The organism is Streptomyces sp. NPDC028419 (assembly GCF_055565515.1).
The window spans coordinates 23,276-43,606 of sequence record NZ_JBVHUE010000047.1 but is presented as its reverse complement, the minus strand read 5'-3'; the positions used below and the strand labels follow the sequence as shown (position 1 = coordinate 43,606).

14 protein-coding genes are annotated in these 20,331 nt (G+C 74.0%); 11 read left to right on the top strand and 3 right to left on the bottom strand.

What is annotated here, in order from left to right; all coding sequences use genetic code 11:
• The 6 genes from ACZ4UB_RS35840 to ACZ4UB_RS35815 form a co-directional block, all read left to right on the top strand.
• A partial coding sequence (locus ACZ4UB_RS35840; protein WP_468076856.1) for a serine/threonine-protein kinase occupies positions 1 to 2,528 on the top strand: 2,528 nt, incomplete at its 5' end.
• Positions 2,529 to 2,697: 169 nt separating this feature from the next.
• Positions 2,698 to 5,994, top strand: coding sequence for a protein kinase (locus ACZ4UB_RS35835; protein ID WP_468076855.1), 3,297 nt, complete (start codon positions 2,698 to 2,700; stop codon positions 5,992 to 5,994).
• 124 nt (positions 5,995 to 6,118) lie between these two features.
• Complete coding sequence (locus tag ACZ4UB_RS35830) at positions 6,119 to 7,765, top strand: serine/threonine-protein kinase (protein WP_468076853.1); 1,647 nt, start codon at positions 6,119 to 6,121, stop codon at positions 7,763 to 7,765.
• Positions 7,766 to 7,946: 181 nt separating this feature from the next.
• Complete coding sequence (locus ACZ4UB_RS35825; RefSeq protein WP_468076851.1) at positions 7,947 to 9,575, top strand: succinic semialdehyde dehydrogenase; 1,629 nt, start codon at positions 7,947 to 7,949, stop codon at positions 9,573 to 9,575.
• 10 nt (positions 9,576 to 9,585) lie between these two features.
• Entirely contained in the window at positions 9,586 to 11,415 is a 1,830-nt protein-coding gene (locus ACZ4UB_RS35820) for a GMC oxidoreductase (protein WP_468076849.1), read from the top strand.
• A gap of 150 nt (positions 11,416 to 11,565) precedes the next feature.
• A complete protein-coding gene (locus ACZ4UB_RS35815; protein WP_468076847.1) occupies positions 11,566 to 13,245 on the top strand; it encodes a peptidase in 1,680 nt (559 codons plus the stop codon).
• A 271-nt stretch (positions 13,246 to 13,516) separates the two neighbouring features.
• Here ACZ4UB_RS35815 and ACZ4UB_RS35810 read toward each other — a convergent pair whose 3' ends face one another.
• The 3 genes from ACZ4UB_RS35810 to ACZ4UB_RS35800 form a co-directional block, all read right to left on the bottom strand.
• Positions 13,517 to 13,786: a chorismate mutase gene (locus ACZ4UB_RS35810; protein WP_468076845.1), complete on the bottom strand. Its 270-nt coding sequence runs from the start codon at positions 13,784 to 13,786 to the stop codon at positions 13,517 to 13,519.
• Between the two features lie 200 nt (positions 13,787 to 13,986).
• Positions 13,987 to 14,253 carry a DUF7848 domain-containing protein gene (locus ACZ4UB_RS35805; protein WP_468076843.1) on the bottom strand — a complete coding sequence of 89 codons (267 nt, stop codon included), beginning with the start codon at positions 14,251 to 14,253 and terminating at the stop codon, positions 13,987 to 13,989.
• Positions 14,247 to 14,441: a hypothetical protein gene (locus ACZ4UB_RS35800; RefSeq protein WP_468076841.1), complete on the bottom strand. Its 195-nt coding sequence runs from the start codon at positions 14,439 to 14,441 to the stop codon at positions 14,247 to 14,249. Before ACZ4UB_RS35800 ends, ACZ4UB_RS35805 begins: the two co-directional genes overlap by 7 nt.
• Positions 14,442 to 14,613: 172 nt before the next feature.
• On the opposite strand from ACZ4UB_RS35800, the gene ACZ4UB_RS35795 reads away from it, so the two are divergent.
• From ACZ4UB_RS35795 to ACZ4UB_RS35775, 5 genes are all read left to right on the top strand, one after another.
• Positions 14,614 to 15,360 (top strand): DUF6879 family protein, encoded by a 747-nt coding sequence (locus ACZ4UB_RS35795; RefSeq protein WP_468076839.1) that lies wholly within the window; start codon positions 14,614 to 14,616, stop codon positions 15,358 to 15,360.
• A 22-nt stretch (positions 15,361 to 15,382) separates the two neighbouring features.
• Positions 15,383 to 16,231, top strand: coding sequence for a helix-turn-helix domain-containing protein (locus ACZ4UB_RS35790; RefSeq protein ID WP_468076837.1), 849 nt, complete (start codon positions 15,383 to 15,385; stop codon positions 16,229 to 16,231).
• Positions 16,232 to 16,321: 90 nt separating this feature from the next.
• Positions 16,322 to 17,914, top strand: a complete 1,593-nt coding sequence (gene guaA, locus ACZ4UB_RS35785; protein WP_354383057.1) for a glutamine-hydrolyzing GMP synthase — start codon at positions 16,322 to 16,324, stop codon at positions 17,912 to 17,914.
• Positions 17,915 to 18,060: 146 nt separating this feature from the next.
• Positions 18,061 to 18,855 (top strand): class II aldolase/adducin family protein, encoded by a 795-nt coding sequence (locus ACZ4UB_RS35780; RefSeq protein WP_354383058.1) that lies wholly within the window; start codon positions 18,061 to 18,063, stop codon positions 18,853 to 18,855.
• Positions 18,856 to 19,020: 165 nt separating this feature from the next.
• On the top strand, positions 19,021 to 20,271 hold the full coding sequence (locus tag ACZ4UB_RS35775) for a hypothetical protein (protein WP_468076834.1): 1,251 nt from the start codon (positions 19,021 to 19,023) through the stop codon (positions 20,269 to 20,271).
• The last annotated feature ends 60 nt before the right edge of the window (positions 20,272 to 20,331 follow it).

Sequence of the window (20,331 nt, the reverse complement as noted above, 5' to 3'; positions counted from 1 at the left end):
GGTCGAAGGTCGCGGAGCCCGCGGCTGTCGGGCCGAAGGGCGCTGCTCCTGCGGTCGGGTTGTCCAAGGGTGCCGCTTCGAAGGGCGCCGAGCCGGACGTCGTCGCCGAGTCGAAGGTCGCGGAGCCCGCGGCTGTCGGGCCGAAGGGCGCTGCTCCTGCGGTCGGGTTGTCCAAGGGTGCCGCTTCGAAGGGCGCCGAGCCGGTCGTCGCCGCGGAGCCGACGGACGCGAAGCCGGTGGCCGCCGGGCCGAAGGGTGCCGCGTCGAAGGGCGCCGGCGCCAAGGCGGCCGGGTCCGAGGCCGCCGCGCCGAAGGACGCCGAGCCGAAGGACGCCGCGCCGGACGGCGTCGCCGAGTCGAAGGTCGCGGAGCCCGCGGCTGTCGGGCCGCGGGACGCCGCGCCGAAGGACGCCCCGCCGCAGGATGTCGTGCCCGAGGACGAGGTGCTGGAGGTGCCTGGGATCGTGCGGGCGCGGTCCGGGGCGGCGGCTTCGGGCGAGGCGGATTCCGCGGCGTCGCGTGCCGGGCGCAAGCCGGGCGTGGGCGGCGCCCCGGTGCCGCCGACCGGCACCACCGACGAAGGGCGGCTGCTCGCCCGCCGCTACCGCCTCGGCGCAGTGCTCGGCAAGGGCGGCATGGGCACCGTGTGGCGGGCCAAGGACATCACCCTCGGCCGCACCGTCGCCGTCAAGGAACTCCGCTTCGGCCACGGCGTGGACGAGGACGAGAAGCGCCGCCTGGTCACCCGTACCCTGCGCGAGGCCAAGGCCATCGCCCGGATCCGCAGCGCCGGCGCCGTGACGGTGTACGACGTCGTCGACGAGGACGACCGCCCCTGGATCGTGATGGAGCTGATCGAGGGACCCTCCCTCGCCGAGTACATCCGCGAGCGCGGCCCGCTCACCCCCCGCCGCGCCGCCGAGGTCGGCCTCGCCGTGCTCGACGTGCTCAAGGCCGCGCACGGCGAAGGCATCCTGCACCGTGACGTGAAGCCGTCCAACGTGCTCATCGCGGAGAGCGGCCGCGTCGTCCTCACCGACTTCGGCATCGCCCAGGTCGAGGGCGACCCCTCCGTCACCTCCACCGGCATGCTCGTCGGCGCTCCGTCTTACATCTCGCCCGAGCGAGCCCGCGGCTACAAGCCGGGCCCGCCCGCCGACATGTGGTCCCTCGGCGGCCTGATCTACGCCTCCGTGGAGGGCACCCCGCCGTACGACAAGGGCTCCGCGCTCGCCACGCTCACCGCCGTGATGACCGAGCCCGTCGACCCGCCGAAGAACGCGGGCCCGCTCACCGAGGTCATCTACGGCCTGCTCGCCAAGGACCCGGCGCACCGGCTCGACGACACCGGTGCCCGCGCCCTGCTGAACGCCGTCCTCGACGCCCCGGAGGAACCGCCCGCGCCGCTCATCCCGGCCGTGGAGGAGACCCGCCAGATATCGCTCGCGGACGCCCAGCAGGCCGCCGCGGACAAGGTCGCGGAGAAGGCCGCCGAACGCGCCGCCGAGAAGGCGGAGAAGGCCGAGCAGAAGGAGCGCGACCGCGAGCAGCGCGAACGCGCCCGCGCCGCGCTGAAGTCGGCGCGCAAGGCCGCCGCAGCGGCCGCGGCCGAACAGAAGGCGGCAGCGGCGGCGAGCACGGCCTCCGCGGCCGACGCCCCGGCCACCCCGGCCATCCCGGCCCGTATGCCGCGCCCGGTTTTCGTCCCGGCCCCGCTCACCGACGTCATGTCGCGCCGCACGATCGCACTGGCGATCACCGGCCTGATCGTCGTCCTGGCGGTCATCGGCTCGCTCGTCGTCTACGCCTTCAGCGGTGACGACGACCCCGGCGGCAAGGACAACGGCAAGAACGCCGGCGGCAGCGGCACCTCGGCCAGCCCGAAGACCGGCGCGAGCGCGAGCGGCGACGGCAAGGGCACCGGCAACGCCAGCACCACCGGCGGCACCTCGCCCAGCCCCGACGGCAGCACCGGACAGCAGACCCAGGGCCAGACCCAGGGCCAGGGCCAGGCGCAGACCCCCGGCCAGAACACGGGTCAGCTCCCGGGCCAGGGCACGGGGAACGGCGTACCGGCGGGCTACGCCCCGGTGACGAGCGAGAAGTTCCGCTTCTCCATGACCATGCCGCAGGGCTTCCACCAGACCGGCGTCGCGGGCAGGAACTCCGGCGGCATCTTCAGCCGCGACGGCGGCTTCCCGCGGATCCAGGTCGACTACACCGACAGCCCCGGGGGCGATGCCCGCCTCGCCTGGGCCAAGGCGGCTCCGGGCGTGGCGAGCGACAGCCAGGACTACAAGCTGCTCGGGCTGCGCGGCGTGGAGTACCGCGGCTACCCGACCGTCGCGGACTGGGAGTTCGAGCGCACCCAGAACGGCATGAAGGTCCGCGTCCTGAACCGCGGCTTCAAGATGGACGCCACGCACGGCTACGCGATCATGATCAGCTGCGCGTCGGACCAGTGGGACGGACCCGAGTGCACGCAGATGCGGAACACGGCCTTCGACACCTTCCAGCCGGTCGGCTGACCCCCTGACGGAGTTCCCCGCGCCGCACTGAATGTCGCGGCGGCGTCACGGGCCTGGGAAGGCCCGGGACGCGGGCGCCCCGGGCGACGTATCGTGTCAGCGGGGCCACGGGAGCGCACACCGCGCAGACCCGGGGCGCCCGCTCACCAACGCGCTCGGGGGAGGCGACATGGACGAGTACGCGGGCCGGATCCTGGCCGAGCGGTACCGCCTACCGCTGCCCCCGCCGGATGCGCCGGACGAGTACGAACTGGTCGAAACCCGGGCCTTCGACACGCGCAGCGGGCAGGAAGTGCTGGTCCGGCAGGTGCCGTTACCGGAGATCGTCGACGCGGAGATGCTCGACGGGCACCGGGCGCCCGTGGCCGGACGGCGGCCCGTGCACGAACTCCCGGCGGTGCGGCGCGCGATCGCCGCGGCGCAGGCGGCGGCGCGGGTGCCCGACCATCCGCGCCTCGACCAGGTCTTCGACGTCTTCGCCGAGGGCAACTCGCTGTGGATCGTGAGCGAGCTGGTGTACGCGCGGTCGCTGGCCGCGCTGATAGCGGACGAGCCGCTGAGTCCGTACCGCGCGGCGGAGGTGGCCGCGGACGTGCTGACGGCGCTGCGGGTGCTGCACGCGCACGGCTGGACCCACCGGAACATCACCGCCCGGACGGTGCTCGTCTGCGAGGACGGGCGCATCGTGCTGACCGGCCTGGCGGCCGGGGCGGCGGAGGAAGCCCTGTGCGGCTACGACCCCGTGCCGGCGGCCGACCCGGCGGAGCCCCCGGTGGATCCGGGTGGCGCCGAGGGCGCGCGCCAGGACGCGGCGTGGGCGCGGGGCGTGCCGGTGCCGCGGCAACAGCCGCCGACCGGTCAGCCGTACGGGGCCTCGGAGTTCGGCGGTCCCGACCTGGGCGCTCCGAGCTTCGGCGGGCGCGGCCAGGCCCCCTCCGAGGCGCCCGAGCCGGGCGGCCACTACGGCTACGACGCCCCCCTCGCCGGATCCGAGGGTGACGGGGACGGCAACCAGGGCCCCGGACTGGGCCGTTTCGCCTCCGAGGAGCCGGAGCCGGAGCGCGAGGGTGCGCCCGAGCCGGACGCCGGTCGGGGCGAGGCGCCGCCGTACGCGCCGCTGGTGGCGCCCGGCTACGACACCGCGCCGCTGTCGGGGACCCTGCCGGGGCCGCGCGGCGGGCCGACGTACACCGATCACATCACCCCCGACGCGACGGCCGGGCGCCCCGACCTCAAGGCCGCCGCGCGCGCCGGGTCCGTCGCGGCCTACCGGGCCGGGGCGCAGGCCGCCGCGCGCCTGACGGAGGAACGGCGGGGCGGGGCGGCCCCGGAGGAGAACCGGCCCGAGGGCTCCAACCTGCCGCAGGGGTACTCGTACCCGTACGGCGGCCCCGGCGCCACCTGGCACGGCGCCACCCCCCGCCGCACCACCACCCCGGCGGCCCTCCCCCCGCCCCCGGACCAGGGGCCCACCCCGCAGGGAAACCCGCCCGCCCCCCACGCCACGACCCCGCCCCCCGACCCGACCCCGGCTGCCGGGACACCGTCGGCCCCCGCCCTGGCCTGGGCCCTGGGCCCGGAGCCCGGCGCCGACCCGGCCCCCGACCCATATCTGCACGGCGGGGCCGAGGGAAACCTGCCCGCCCCCCACGCCACCACCCCGCCCTCCGACCCGACCCCGGATGCCGGGACACCGTCGGCCCCCGCCCTGGCCTGGGCGCTGGGTCCGGAGTCCGGCGGCGAACCGACCCCGGAGCCGTATCTCCGGGGCGGGGCCGAGGGGTTCTCGGGCCGCTCCCCGGAGCCGGAGGTGGTGTGGTCGCCGTACGCCGGGGACGAGGTGTCCGTCGCGCCGGGCGGCAGCCGTGGCGCGGGCGGCGCGGCCGCGCCGACCCCGGACCGGGACCGGAGCCCCGGCCCGGAGTTCGGCTCGCCGGAGCCCCGGACCGCGGCGGCCCCGGACCCCGGCCCGGAGTTCGGCTCGCTGGAGCCCCGGACCGCGGCGGACCCGGACCGCGGCTGGACCCCGGTCCCCGACCGGACCGGGACGGGCGATGACGGACCGCGGTACGCGGCTGCTCCGGGCCCCGAGTACGGGCCCCCGCAAGGCCCCGGCCAGGGCGGCCCCCACGCACCCGGGCTGCCCGGTCGGTTGGCGTTGCCGCAGGGGTTCCGCGAGGCCGAGGTGCCCCCGGCGGGGGAGCGGACGGGGCCCGTCGCCGCCGGCGGTTGGGCCGCGGCCGTGGCCGCGGGGCCCGTCACCGCGCTCGACGCCGAGCGCGCCCGGCTCACCCGCATGGCCGTCGTCGGGGCCGTCACCGAGCGCTGGGCGCCCGAACAGGCCGGCCCCGTCCACGACAACTGGCAGCTGGCCGCGCCCATCGGGCCCGCCACCGACCTGTGGGCCCTGGGCGCGCTGCTCTACCGGGCCGTCCAGGGGCACGCCCCCTACCCCGAGGACAGCGCCGCCGAGCTCGTCGAGATGGTGTGCACCGAGCCGCCCGCCTTCGCGGAGGAGTGCGGTCCGCTGCGCCCGATCGTCGAGTCGCTGCTGCGCCAGGACCCGACCGAGCGGCCCGACTTCGAGGAGCTGCGCGGCTGGCTGCGCTCGCTCGTGCGGTCGGCCCCCGAGCCGGACGGAGCCGGCGGCTTCGCCTTCCCGCTGCCCGACCCCGACCCGGCCCGGCTGCCCGTCGTGCGCCGCAAGGGCGACCTCTCGCACGGCCGCCACCGCGGCACCCAGCACGCCACCTCCCGCCCCCGCGGCGGGCGTTCCCTCGGCCGGACCCTGCTGCTGCTCGTCCTGGTGGCGCTGGCGGGCGGGGTCGCGTACGCCATGGTCTTCCTGCCCAAGGCGACGACCGGGGACGGGGACGGCGCCCAGGCCCGGGGCGGCGGCAAGCCGACTCCCTCCGCCTCCACGCCGGCACCGGGCGGGGCCAACACCCCCACCGGAACCCCGCAGTCCAAGCCGGCCCCGCAGAGCGGCAGCCCCTCCGCCCCGCCCGCGAGCGCGCCCGCCGGCTACACCGCCGAGCAGGACCCGGAGGGCTTCCAGGTCCTCGTCCCCAGCGGTTGGGAGCGCCACGGGGTCAATGACATGAGTCAGGTCCGCTACACCAACGGCGACTTCGTGCTCATCGTGACCCCCGGCCGGGACGCCGTCGACGGCAACCCGGACCCGCTCAGCTACCAGCGCGACAAGGAGCGCGAGCTGGAGCCCTTCCGCACCTCGACCTGGGCGACCTCGACCGGGGTGAAGCAGACGAAGGTCGGTCAGCAGTTGATGGCGGAGGGCCAGTACACCTGGACCGACGGCGGCGGGCGTTCCGTCTACGTGCGCAACCGCGTCGTCGCCCTCGGCGGCCGCTACCACGTGGTGATGGTCATCGGCCCGCAGGACGCCCAGGACAAGGTGACCGAAGTCTTCGACAAGGCCACGGGGAGTTACCGGCCGGGTTCCTGAGGCCCCGCTGACAGGTGCTCAGTACGGCGATTGCGTCACAGTGCTGTCTCACCGGCCCCGCGCGGTTCCGGCAGCGCCCGCGCGCTCCGTAATCTGGCCCGTAGGCAGAGAGCGGCGGGGTTGAGTGGAACACAGGACAGGCGCGGGCGCGGTACTCGCGGGCCGGTACCGGCTCGGCGAGCCGATCGGCAGCGGCGGCATGGGCAAGGTGTGGCGCGCGCACGACGAACTCCTCAGCAGGACGGTCGCCGTCAAGGAACTGACGGCGGGTCTGTACGTCGCCGAGGCCGACCGTGCGGTGCTGCACGCCCGGACGAAGAAGGAGGCCCGGGCCGCGGCCCGGATCGCCCACCCGGCGGTCGTCACCGTCCACGACGTCTTCGAGCACGACGACCGGCCGTGGATCGTCATGGAGTACATCGACGGGCCCTCCCTCGCCGAGGCGGCCAAGGCGGCCGGGCGGATCGAGCCCCGCGAGGCGGCCCGGATCGGGCTGCACGTGCTGGGCGCGCTGCGCGCCGCGCACGCGGTCGGCGTGCTGCACCGCGACGTCAAGCCCGGCAACGTCCTGCTGGCCAAGGACGGCCGGGTCCTGCTCACGGACTTCGGGATCGCGGCGATCGAGGGTGACACCTCGATCACCCGGACCGGCGAACTCGTCGGGTCCATCGACTACCTGGCCCCCGAGCGGGTCACCGGCGGGGCGCCGGACCCGGCCTCCGACCTGTGGTCGCTGGGCGCCACCCTCTACACGGCGGTCGAGGCGCGCTCGCCCTTCCGCCGCACCTCGCCCATCTCCAGCCTGCAGGCCGTGGTCAACGACGAACCGCCGGCCCTGCGCCAGGCGGGCGCCCTGGGCGCGGTCATCACGGCGCTGCTGCGCAAGGACCCGGCGCAGCGACCCTCGGCCGCCGAGGCCGAGCGGATGCTGCTCCAGGCGATGGAGGGGCGCGAGCCGAAGTCGGCGCACGCGTACGTGCCCACGCGCGCCCTGACCCCGGAGGAGCGGGCCACCCCCGTGCCCGCTGCCGCTCCGGTGCCCGAGCCGGAGCCCGCGGCGCCCGCCGCCGCGCCCGCGGGGTTCCGTACGCAGGCGCCGACCGCGTCCGCGGAGCCCCGTACCGCGCCGCACCCGGCGCCGCGCCCCACCGGCGGCCGGATCCGGCGCGCGGCGGTGGTGGCCGTGGTGGCGGCCCTGCTGGGCGGGGCCGGGGCCTTCGGGATCCTCAAGTACACGGAGTCGCGGGACGGCGCGGACGGCAAGGACGGCGGCTCGGGCCGGAGCGCCCAGGCGCAGTCCCAGGTCGTCCCCGTCCCGGACGGCTGGCAGCGGGTGAAGGACCCGACGGGCTTCACCCTGCTGGTGCCCAACGGCTGGACGCGCCAGATGAACGGCGACCAGATCGACTACACCCCGGACAACGGCAAGCACTTCATCCGGATCGCCGTCGACAGCTCCCCGGACTACGTCAACCCGTACGCGCACGTGCTCGACCTGGAGAAGCAGGTGCGCCAGCGGACGGACTACAAGCGCCAGCTGCTGAACCAGAACACCTTCCGCAACAGCACGCGCGCGGCCCTGTGGGACTTCACCTGGACCGAGAAGGGCACGCACGCCGGGCCGCGCCGGGCCATCGAGCAGATGTACATCGCCCCGAACGAGACCGAGTACGCCGTCTACATGTCGGGGCCGGTCGAGGGCTGGGCCACGCTGCGCCAGCAGTTCGACATCGTGCTCACCGGCTGGGAGCCGCCGGGCGCGAAGGGCTGAGCGGGCCGGGTCGGCCCCCCGCCGCGCCCGGGCCGGCGCCCGGGTCCGCCCCCGGTGCGCCGGGCGCGGGCGCGGCGATCACGCCAATCGGAGCGATCCTGCCAGCGATCACTGGCGGAAATGGCAAAATCCGGTTACCCACGGGTACCCAAAGCCCTCCCGGCGCAATACGCTCACCGCCATGACGGACTCGCAGGCCCCCGCCCCCCTCCGCGCCGCTCCGGCCCCCACCAATCCGGTGGCTCCCGCCCCGCCCGGCGCCCGGACCGCCACCGACGTCGTGACCCCGGACCTGGTGGCCCGGCTCACCCGGGGGGTGCTCGGTTCCGGCCGCACCGCCAACCACACGCCCTTCACCGGTGACCGGCTGGCGGAGCTGCCCGAGGCCACCCCCGAGGACGTCGCCGAGGCCTTCGCGCGGGCCCGCGCGGCGCAGGCCGCCTGGGCCGCCGTGCCGGTGCGCCGCCGCGCCGCCGTCCTGCTGCGCTTCCACGACCTGGTGCTCGACCGGCAGGCCGAGGTCCTCGACCTGATCCAGCTGGAGACCGGCAAGGCGCGCCTGCACGCGGCCGAGGAGGTGCAGGCCGTCGCCATCGCGGCCCGCCACTACGGCCGCCAGGCCCCCTCCTACCTGCGGCCCAAGAGCCACACCGGTGCCGTGCCGGTCCTGACCAAGGTCGTCGAGCTGCGTCAGCCGCGCGGGGTCGTGGGCCAGATCGCCCCCTGGAACTACCCGCTCGAACTCTCCGTCGGCGACGCGCTGCCCGCCTTCGTCGCCGGCAACGCCGTCGTGATGAAGCCGGACACCGAGACCGCGCTGACCGCCCTGTGGGCGCGCGACCTGCTCATCGAGGCGGGGCTGCCCGCGGCCGTCTTCCAGGTCGTGCTCGGCGAGGGCCCGGTCGTCGGCCCCGAGGTGGTCCGCCACGCCGACTACGTCTCCTTCACCGGCTCCACCCGCACCGGCCGTGAGGTCGCCCAGGGGGCCGCCGCCCGCCTGGTCGGGGTCTCCCTCGAACTCGGCGGCAAGAACGCCATGCTGGTGCTGCACGACGCCGACGTGGAGAAGGCCGCCGCGGGCGCCGTGCGCGCCTGCTTCTCCTCCGCGGGCCAGCTGTGCATCTCCATCGAGCGGCTCTACGTCCACGAGTCGATCGCCGACGCCTTCGTCGAGCGGTTCGCCGCCCGCACCAAGGCCATGCGGCTCGGCAGCTCCCTCGCCTACGGCGCCGACATGGGCTCGCTGGTGGGCGAGCGCCAGCTGGAGACCGTACAGCGGCACGTCGACGAGGCCGTCGCCAAGGGCGCGACCCTGGTCGCGGGCGGTACCGCCCGCCCCGACATCGGCCCGCTCTTCTACGAGCCCACCATCCTCGACGGCGTCGAGGCGCCGATGGCGGTGTGCGCCGAGGAGACCTTCGGCCCGGTCGTCTCGATCTACCGCTTCGGCGACGAGGACACGGCCGTCGAGCAGGCGAACGCCACCGCCTACGGGCTCAACGCCAGCGTGTGGACCAAGGACGCCCGCCGCGGCCTGTCGGTCGCCGCCCGCCTGCGCACCGGCACCGTCAACATCAACGAGGGCTACGCGCCCGCCTACGGCAGCGCGCAGGCCCCCATGGGCGGCATGAAGGACTCGGGCCTCGGCCGCCGGCACGGCTCCGAGGGCATCCTCAAGTACACCGAGGCCCAGACCGTCGCGCACCAGCGACTGCTCCCCATGGCGCCCTCGCTGGGCATGGACGACGAGACGTACGCGGCGTTCATGACCCGCAGCCTCAAGGTCATGAAGGCTCTCCGACTGCGCTAGGAGCACGGCTGTGCCGCAGGACAACGACGTGCAGGACAACGACGTGTACGACGGGCAGGACGACGCGTACGACTACGACGTGATCGTCATCGGTTCGGGTTTCGGCGGCGCGGTCTCCGCGCTGCGGCTCACGGAGAAGGGCTACCGGGTCGGCGTCCTGGAGGCCGGGCGCCGCTTCACCCGGGAGGCCCTGCCCAAGAACAGCTGGGACCTGCGCAACTACCTGTGGGCCCCGGCCCTCGGGCTGTACGGGATCCAGCGCATCCACCTGCTCGGCAATGTGATGGTGCTCGCCGGCGCCGGCGTGGGCGGCGGCTCGCTCAACTACGCCAACACGCTCTACGTCCCGCCCACGGCCTTCTTCGAGGACCGGCAGTGGGCGGCCATCACCGACTGGCACGACGAGTTGGCGCCCTACTACGACCAGGCCAAGCGGATGTTGGGGGTCCGGCTCAACCCGACGATGACCCCCTCCGACGTGCACCTGAAGGCCGCCGCGGCCCGGATGGGCGTCGCGGACTCCTTCCACATGGCCCCCGTCGGCGTCTACTTCGGCGACGGCGCGGACGCCGACGGCCAGCCGGGGGTCCGCCCCGGCGAGGAGGTCGCCGACCCCTACTTCGGCGGCGCGGGCCCCTCCCGCAAGGCCTGCACGGAGTGCGGCGAGTGCATGACCGGCTGCCGCCACGGGGCCAAGAACACCCTCAACGAGAACTACCTGCACCTCGCCGAGCGCGCGGGCGCCGTCATTCATCCGATGACCACCGTCACCGCCGTCGCCGAACACCCGGACGGCGGCCACCGCGTCCGTACGGTCCCCACCGACGCCCGCCGCAAGGGCGGCCGGGCGAAGGTCCTGCGCGCCCGGTACGTCGTCATCGCGGCGGGCACCTACGGCACCCAGACGCTGCTGCACACCATGAAGGACCGCGGCGAGCTGCCCCGGCTCTCCGACCGGCTCGGCGACCTGACCCGGACCAACTCCGAGGGCCTGGTCGGCGCGCAGACCGACGACCGCCGCTACCGCAAGCGGCACGGCAAGGACGCGCGCGCCGACTTCACCCGGGGCGTGGCCATCACCTCCTCGGTGCACCCCAACGCCGACACCCACATCGAACCGGTGCGCTACGGCAAGGGCTCCAACGCAATGGGGTTCATGACCATCCTGCAAGTGCCCTACGCCCCGCACCGGGTGCGCGCCTGGTTCGCCCGCACCGCCAAGCACCCGCTGCAGCTGGCCCGTTCGCTCTCCAACCGCCGCTGGTCCGAGCGGACCATCATCGGCCTGGTGATGCAGTCGCTGGACAACTCGCTGACGACGTACCGCAAGCCCGGCGGCATCGGCAAGGGCCTGCTGACCGCCCGGCAGGGCCACGGCGCGCCCAACCCGGTCCAGATCGCGGAGGCCACGCAGGCCGCGACCCTGCTCGCCGAGGAGATCAACGGCTTCCCCGGCAGCAACATCGGCGAGCTGATGGGGACCCCGCTGACCGCGCACTTCCTGGGCGGTTGTCCCATCGGGGCCTCTCCCGAGGAGGGCGTGGTGGACCCGTACCACCGGCTCCACGGGCACCCCGGCATCTCGGTGGTGGACGGCTCGGCGGTCTCCGCGAACCTCGGCGTGAACCCGTCGCTGACGATCACCGCCCAGGCCGAGCGGGCCATGTCGTACTGGCCCAACAAGGGCGAGCGCGACCCCCGCCCCGACCAGGGCGCGGCCTACGAGCGCCTGACGGCCGTGGAACCGGCCCGTCCGGCGGTCCCCAAGGAGGCTTTCGGGGCCCTCCGCCTGCCGTTCCTGGCCGTTCCACCGGTCCCGCCGAAGAAGCGGAACGACTGAGTCTGCGGGCATGACAACGGGGTCTGCTCTCCCCCTCCGAGGGCAGACCCCGTACACAAGTGACACGCGACGGCTCCGGATGGTTGCGAGTGATGCCTGTCACAGGGGGAACCAGGCAACTGCCACAGACGTTCGGCAGTCTCGATGGTCATGAGAAAGAGCATCTCCCTGCTGGCCGCGGCCGGTTCGGTGGCCCTGGGGCTGACCACCCCGGCCGCCGCCGCGGACCCCGTCTTTCCGCTCATCGGTCCGTCCGCCGTCGGCCTCCGGCTCCACCCGGGGACCCCGACGGGAGTGGCGAAGGAATCCCGCCTCGTCTTCACCCTGCCCGAACCGGCGGCGGGGGACGTCGCCCAGCTCCCCCGGGGCGAGGTCACCTTCACCGTCGACCTCGGCAAGCTCGCCGGGATCGCCGACGTCCGGGAGAACCCGGCCGTCGCCCACCCCGAGTGCGTGCGCGCCGCCACCACCCTCGTGTGCAAGGACCCCGGTACCGCGGGCGCGCGCCCCGGGATCGACCTGCTGATCGGCGCGGCCAAGGGCAGCGTGGACGGCGCCGCCGCCGACCTCGCGGTGACCGCGACCCTCCCGGGCGCCACCCTCCGACCCGTCACCACCAAGGTGAGCGTCGGCGGCCCCGACCTGGTGATGGAGAAGCTCCCGCTCAAGGCCGACCTGGTGCCCGGGCAGAAGCAGCCCGTGGCGCTCGCCTTCGCCAACACCGGCAACCGCGCCGCCCACGGCGTGGTCCTCGAACTCGCCGCCACCCGCGGCATGGAGTTCGTGGAGAGCTACGACAACTGCGTCACCCGCGGCGGCGGCCGGACGGCCGTCACCCTCTGCTCCTTCGAGGGCGACTTCGCCCCCGGCGAAGCCTGGGAGCTGGCCGACCCGCTGACCCTCAAGGCCACCGAGCGGGCGTACGAGGACCAGCTCGGCTACGGCATCTACGAGACGGGCAGTCGCCCGGACGCGGCCTCCGCCCTCGCGGTCCCGGCCGGCAAGGGCACGGGCAAGACCCTGGCCGTCAAGAAGCACGGGGCCGTGACGAGCAAGTCCGCCACCGACCTCGAACCGGGCGACAACCGGCGCGAGTTCGCCTTCCGGACCGCCAACACCGCGGACTTCGTCGCCGCCGGCGCCACCGTCCCGGCCAAGGCCGGCCAGACGGTCACGGCCGAATTCGGCTTCCGCAACCAGGGCCCGGCCTGGATCAGCCGCGCGCGCGTCGGCCAGGCGCCGGTCGCCGTGGCCCGCACCGACGTCCGCGTCCCGGCCGGTACCTCCGTCACCAAGAAGCCGGAAGCCTGCCGCGCCGTGAACGCCGACGGCAGCGAGCGCACGGCGCAGCAGCAGCTCGGCGCGCCCCGCTACTTCTGCGAGAGCGCGGCGACCGTGCTGGAGAACGGCAAGGAGGGCTACGCCTTCGAGCTGCGCGTGGACAAGGTCGTCGAGGGGGCCGCGGGCAAGGGTTCCGTCTCCGTCGGCGAGGCCGGACCGCAGGGGGTCACCCCGCACCGCTTCGACCCGAAGGCGGGCAACAACACGGCCGAGATCGTCCTGGACGCCAAGGGCGGGGCCAGCCCGGCCCCCTCGGGTTCGCCGAGCGGCAGCCCGAGCCCGTCCGCCTCGCCGAGCCCGTCCACCTCGGTCTCGGCCGGCCCGTCGAGCAACGTCTCGACCGGCGGCGCCGCGGGCGCCCAGGGCGGGAACGGGCCGCTGGCCTCCACCGGTAGCTCCGCCGCGCCGCTCGCGCTGGGCGCGGCCATGCTGCTGGCGGCCGGTGGCGCGCTGTTCGTGGCGTTCCGCCGCCGCGGCGGGCGCGCGTAGCGGCGTAGGTCGAGGGGGAACCGAAGAACGGCCGGCCCGGGGCGTCCCCTGGGCCGGCCGTTCTTTTCTGTGACCGGGCTGCTGTCCCCTGCCGTCCGGTCATACGAAGGAGCGAGGTCCCACGACGCGCGCTCCACGGGGCGGGCGTCTCCATCGCTCCAGCGGAGCCACGCGTGGTTCTTGCGGGCCCGCGCCTGGCTGGCACGGACAATCCACTCAACGCGGCGGGGCGGGGGCCGGTCACGGCCCGGACGAGTGACGAACAGGCGCGTCACACCCGGCCGCGGGACAGCTCCAGCAGGGTCAGGGCCAGCGCGGTGCCCGACTTGCCGAGAGCACTGCTCCAGTGCGAGAGCACCTCGTTCTCCCGTGACAGGTGCACTCGGCGCCCGCCCGCGGCGATCCGCGCGTCCTGGATGACGGCCGAGACGGCCATCCGCTCCTGGATCAGCCCGATGATCCGGTCGTCGAGGGCGTCGATCCGCTCACGGGAATCGGCGATCAGCTGGGCGGGGGTGGTGGTGACGGTGGTGACGGACATGTTTTCCTCCGGTGGGGTGGGGGATCCGCGGGACCGGAGGAACGCCAGAGCGCCCCGGTCCTGTCGGACCGGGGCGCTCTGGGAAGTCAGCGGCTCAAGCGAGCATCACGATGACCCATGGCGACCGGACCGGCCGGTGCCATAGGTAAACAGGAAGCTCAGCTGCTTGCGCATGGGAGCGATTATTACCATCCGTCCCCCTATCCGCCAAGCGCATTCGGATGCTGAGACGCCGCGTCCGCGCGGCTGACCCGTGCGTGGTCGGTGAAGACGCGCCGGAACAGATCGTGGCCCGTCCGCCCGGTGTGCCGCAGCGCCCAGTCCTGCCCGGCCTCCTGCGCGTCCTGTGGCCCGGACTCGGCGGCGCAGCCGAATGCCGCGCAGAACACCTCGTAGGTGACCCCGCCCTCCGGTGCGTGCCGGATGGTGTGGGCGACGAACCGGAACGTCGCGCGGGGCCTCAGCACCGGTCCCGCCCGCGGTGGGCGGCGATCTCCACGTTGCAGTCCGACACCGCCGACCGGTCCCCCCGCCGGTACGCCGCGGCCCGCTGCCGGGCCAGCGCCGCGCACACGTCGCACCCGGGGGCCGGTCTGGGGGCCGCGGCGGGGAGGGAGAGGTGGACGGGCGGACTCATGGTGGTCTGCGTGGCCATGAACTGGACGCTAGGGGCGGCCTGTTGCGCGCGCGAGGGACTATTCTCGACTATTCCCGTGAGGTGGAACGCTATGCCCTGGCATTCTCGTGCGATGGCCGTCACGCTGTAGCTGAGAAGCGGTGGATGCCGCAATCCTGAGCTGACCGGCCTACGAGGAAGGCAGCATTTGATGGCGCGTCGACTGCGATTCAACGGAACTGGAAGCGGCGAGGGCGGGTGCCCGTCCGTGCACGAAGATCTGGACAGCGGAGAGATCATCGTCCACGGGCCGCCGCTCACGGAGCCTGAAGACCTTGCCCAACTCCAGCACCTGTCGCCGGGCGAGGTGTCGATCGTCGTCCCGCGAGAGCTGCTGGTCGACTTCGGACCCAAGGAGGTCACCCGCGTGCCGCGCATCATCGATCTGGAAGCGTTCGGGAAGCTCTTCGAGAACTTCGAGCACACCGCCTGGCGGCTGGAAACCCGCCGACGCTTCGCGTCCGACGAGGCCACCAGCACCTACGCCCAGTTCCTGAGGGGCGAGGACCCGACGTGGGATGTGGAAACGGAGTGGTCCACGACCATCCTCGGGAAGACGGGGGGCGGAGCCACGGTCGGCCGGGTGCGGATCGTAGACAACCCGCCGACCGACGGGCAGCGTTACCTCTTGGCGTACGCGGAGCGGAACGCCTCGCTCGGCGAGGACATCCGTAACCTGTGGCGCGCGGACGCCGACCGCCTGAGGCTGCCTGTCGAGGACTTCTGGATCTTCGACTCGCGGCTGGTCGCCCTGTTGAACTTCGACGACGATGACAACCTGCTCGGCGCGGAGTTGATCACCGAGCCTGCCGAGGTCAACCGTTACTGCCAGGTGCGCGACGCGGCCTGGCACTACGCGGTCCCGTACAAGACGTTCGTCTCGGGCCTGGGGGAGTAGCCGCAGCAGTGAGAGCGCGCCAGTGAGTACGGATTTCCAGCAGGCTCGGGCAGCTCTCGGGGTGAGGCTTCGAGAGCTCCGCGAAGCATGCCCCGGAGGTCGGCTCACTGGCACGGCTCTGGCGGCCCGGCTGGGGTGGACGCAATCCAAGGTCAGCAAGCTGGAGAACGGTCGGCAGACAGCCACGGCGGAAGACCTGGAGTCATGGGCGCAGGGCGTCGAACAGCCTGAATCCCTGGATGAGCTGCTGGCGCGACTGCGCGGGCTGGAATCCCACATCCGGTCGTGGCGTCGCCAACTCGCGGCTGGTCACAAGGCTGTGCAGGACACGCACAATGAGGCCCAGGCCCGTTCCCGGATTCTGCGCGCCTGGGAATCATCCTGGGTCGTCGGCGTGCTCCAGACCCCCGACTACGCGCGCGCGATCCTCAGCCGCTTCGCCGAACTTCACAGGGCCCCCCGGGGCATCGAGGACGCCGTCCGCTCCCGGATGAAGCGACAGGAGGGCCTCTACGACTCGACGCGGAAGTACCACATCCTGTTGTGGGAGGGCGTCCTGCACGCCCGGATCTGCCCGCCCGCCGTGCTCGCCGCGCAGCTCGACCGGCTGTTGGGAGTCATCGGGCTCGACACCGTCGAGCTGGGGATCGTCCCCTTCGACGCGGCGTTGAAGATCCCGCCCGCCACCGGGTTCTGGATCTACGACGACCGCCAGGTGATCGTGGAGACCTGGCACGCGGAGCTGTGGCTGGACGACTCCGACAGCGTCGCCACCCACCTCCGGGTCTGGGAGACGTTGCGGGAGTCCGCCGTCTACGGCGGCGACGCGCAGCGGGTGATCGGGGAGGCGCGGCGGGCGCTCGGGCGGTGACGTGCGCCTCGGATGGTGCGACAAAGCGGGGGCCCGCGCCACCGGTAGAATCGACAAAACAGCCACCCTCTCCCGCCGGAAGGCCGCCCCGTGCCAGAAGCACCCTCCGCCGCCCACGACAGCGCCCCGGACACGGTTCTCGTCGTCGACTTCGGCGCCCAGTACGCCCAGCTCATCGCCCGCCGCGTCCGTGAGGCCCGGGTCTACAGCGAGATCGTGCCCAGCACGATGCCCGTGGGGGAGATGCTGGCCAAGAACCCCAAGGCGATCATCCTCTCCGGCGGCCCGTCCTCCGTGTACGAGGAAGGCGCGCCGCGCCTGGACGACGCCCGCGCCCTCTTCGAGGCCGGGATCCCGGTCTTCGGCATGTGCTACGGCTTCCAGCTGATGGCGACCACCCTCGGCGGCACCGTCGACAACAGCGGCGCCCGCGAGTACGGCCGCACCGCGCTGGCCGTCTCCAAGTCCGGCTCCACGCTCTTCGAGGGCACCCCGGTCGAGCAGTCGGTGTGGATGTCGCACGGCGACGCCTGCTCCGCCGCTCCCGAGGGCTTCACCGTCACCGCCTCCACCGAGGTCGTCCCGGTCGCCGCCTTCGAGAACGACGCGCAGCGGCTGTACGGGGTCCAGTACCACCCCGAGGTCATGCACTCCACGCACGGCCAGCAGATCCTGGAGCACTTCCTCTACCGCGGCGCGGGCCTGGCCCCCACCTGGACCACCGGCAACATCGTCGAAGAGCAGATCGCGCTCATCCGCGCGCAGGTCGGCGACAAGCGCGCCATCTGCGGCCTCTCCGGCGGCGTGGACTCCGCGGTCGCCGCGGCCCTCGTCCAGAAGGCCATCGGCTCGCAGCTCACCTGCGTGTACGTCGACCACGGTCTGATGCGCAAGGGCGAGACCGAGCAGGTCGAGAAGGACTTCGTCGCCGCCACCGGCGTGCAGCTGAAGGTCGTCGACGCGCAGGAGCGCTTCCTGACCGCGCTGGCCGGCGTCTCGGACCCGGAGACCAAGCGGAAGATCATCGGCCGCGAGTTCATCCGCGTCTTCGAGCAGGCCCAGCTGGAGATCCTCCAGGAGGACGGCCCCGCGGTCGCCTTCCTCGTGCAGGGCACCCTGTACCCGGACGTCGTCGAGTCCGGCGGCGGCACCGGCACCGCCAACATCAAGTCCCACCACAACGTGGGCGGGCTCCCCGACGACATCGAGTTCGAGCTCGTCGAGCCGCTGCGCCAGCTGTTCAAGGACGAGGTCCGGATGGTCGGCCAGGAGCTCGGCCTGCCGGACGAGATCGTCCAGCGCCAGCCCTTCCCGGGCCCCGGCCTCGGCATCCGCATCGTCGGCGAGGTCACCAAGGAGCGCCTGGACCTGCTCCGCGAGGCCGACGCCATCGCCCGCCACGAGCTGACCGCCGCCGGTCTGGACCGGGAGATCTGGCAGTGCCCGGTCGTCCTGCTCGCGGACGTCCGCAGCGTCGGCGTCCAGGGCGACGGCCGCACCTACGGCCACCCGATCGTGCTGCGCCCCGTCTCCTCCGAGGACGCGATGACCGCGGACTGGACGCGCATGCCCTACGAGGTGCTCGCCAAGATCTCGACCCGCATCACCAATGAGGTGCCGGACGTGAACCGCGTGGTCCTGGACTGCACGAGCAAGCCCCCGGGCACCATCGAGTGGGAGTAGGACTCCCCCTTCGCACGACCGGAGCCGCCGTCCCCTCCCGGGACGGCGGCTCCGCCGTTTCCCCGGCCCCTTCTCTCTGGCCACTTCGCGCGGCCACCGGTACCTTGCGCCGCGACCTCGAAGGACGCGATCGTGAAGGAGGGGCCATGGCCGAGGGGCACGTACGGACGCCCGCACCCGCACCCGTGCCCGTGGAGCGGCTGGGCTTCGAGCTGCCGCCGGTCTTCGCCACCGCCGAGGAGAGCCGCGCGCACCGCAAGCGGCGGCTGGCGGGCGCGCTGCGGCTGCTCGGGCGGCTCGGGTACGAGGACGGGGTCGGCGGGCACGTCACCGCCCGCGACCCGGAGCACGACGACTGCTACTGGGTGAACCCCTTCGGTCGGGCCTTCGCCGGCCTCGGCCCCGAGGACCTGCTGCTCGTCGACGGGGAGGGCCGGGTGGTCCGGGGGGAGCGCCGGGTCAACCAACTGGCCTTCGCCGTGCACGCCGCCGTGCACCGGGCCCGGCCCGAGGTGGTGTCCGTGGTCCGCGCGCAGGCCCCGTACGGCAGGGCGCTCGCGGCGCTGGGCGAGCTGCTGGCCCCGATTACCCACGAGGCCTGCGCCTTCTACGAGGACCACGCGCTCCTGGACGAGTACGCGGGCGCCGGGGCGGACCCCGGGCGGATCGGGCGCGCGCTGGGCCCGTACAAGGCGCTGGTGCTGCGCAACCTCGGGGTCCTGACCGTCGGGGACTCGGTGGACGCGGCGCTGTGGTGGTTCGTCGCGGCCGAGCGGGCCGCGCAGGTGCAACTGATCGCGCGGGCGGCCGGGAAGCCGGTGCTCATCGACCACCACGGCGCGACCCTGACCCGGCAGCGGTTCGGCACCGACCTGGCGGCGTGGGTGAACTGCCAGCCGCTGTGGGAGCAGGTGGAGCGGGAGGAGCGGGAGGAGGCGTGACGCCCCGCTCCGCGGGGGTGGCGTCAACATCATGAACGGTTAATCACCTGCTCTGACATCGTGCGCAATCCGGAGCACTGCCGCAGTGGTGCACAATTCGCTGGCATTCCCCGGTAGTTGCGCGAAAGTAGTCAGAGAGGCGGCACGCACGTGGCTGTCCAAGAGATGCACAGAAGTACCCACGGCGGCGGCTGTACGTGTGACGACTGCCCACACGGCGCCCGGGAAGGCCACCGCCGCGCGGTCGAAGCCTTCCTGGAGCAGCGTGACGGGCTCGCCGCCGGGCAGGGCCTGCCCGCCGCCGTCGCCCGCTCGGCCGGGGCCTCCCGCCAGTGGGTGTCCGACGAACTGACCCTGTCCGCCCGGACGGTGGCCGCCCGCGGCCGGGAGGCCGGGCACTCCTGGCTCTACCTGCTCTCGCGCCGCGCGGTCCTCGGCGTGTGGATCGCCGCCGGGGTGCTGCTGCTCGTCCAGGTCGCCGCCGCCGTCGGCAACGGGTGGAGCGCGGCGCGCACCGCCGGGCTGCTGGCCGCGCTGGTGCTCGCGGGGCTGTTGACCGTGGCCGCCCGCGCCCAGACCGTGCGGGGCGGGCTGCTGGCCCCGATGGTCGGCGAGGACAACCGGCTGTCCACCTCCAAGACGGTGGCGTGCGCCTGGCTCGTGCTCACCGCCTTCGCGGCGCTGCTGCCCGCGCTGCGGCTGGCCGCCGGGGCGCCCGGGTCGGAGCGGGTCGCGCTCCACTCCGGGCTCGGGCTGTGGCGCGCGCTGCCGCTGCTGGCGGTCGTGGCGCTGACCGCGGGGGTGGCCGTACTGGTCCGGCGCGTGGTCGCCGTACGGATCATGGGCCAGCGGCTGCAGAAGCTGCCCGCGGACCGGCCGCGCGGGGCGGACCTGCTGACCGACGACGCGGGGCGCGGCAGCTTCCCCGACGCCCAGTACGCGCTGGTGTCCACGGTGGTGCTGGCCTTCGCGGCGGTGACGCTGGCCCGCTTCCCCGACCGGCTCCCGCGCCTGCCGTGGGCGCTGGCGCTGCTGGTCGCGCTGTCGGCGGCGGTGTACCTGGCGGCCAAGTACGCGGAGGGCAGCCGCCCCCTGGTGCTGTCGGTGGTGCGGACCCGGGAGCCGGGGGACATCGACGCCTCCGTGCGGCCGGGGGACGACATCGAGATCCGGGGCGTGGGCTTCGTACCGCCCGGCGCGCAGACGCCCGAGATGCTGGCGCGGCTGGTGGTGCGGATCGGGACGGTGCACGTGCACGTGCCGCTGGTCCCCGTCACGGGCGGGTTCACCACCCCGTCCGACACGGTGCTGACCGTGCCGGTCCCGGCGGAGGTGGAACCGGGGCGGGTCGACGTCCAGGTGGTCACGGCGGCCGGGGTGGAATCCAACCGGTGCAGCATCGACGTGGCCGAGTGAGGCGCTGGGTGGATCGGGCGAAGGTGGTCTCCCGCCGGGGTACGCCCGGCGCGCACGCGG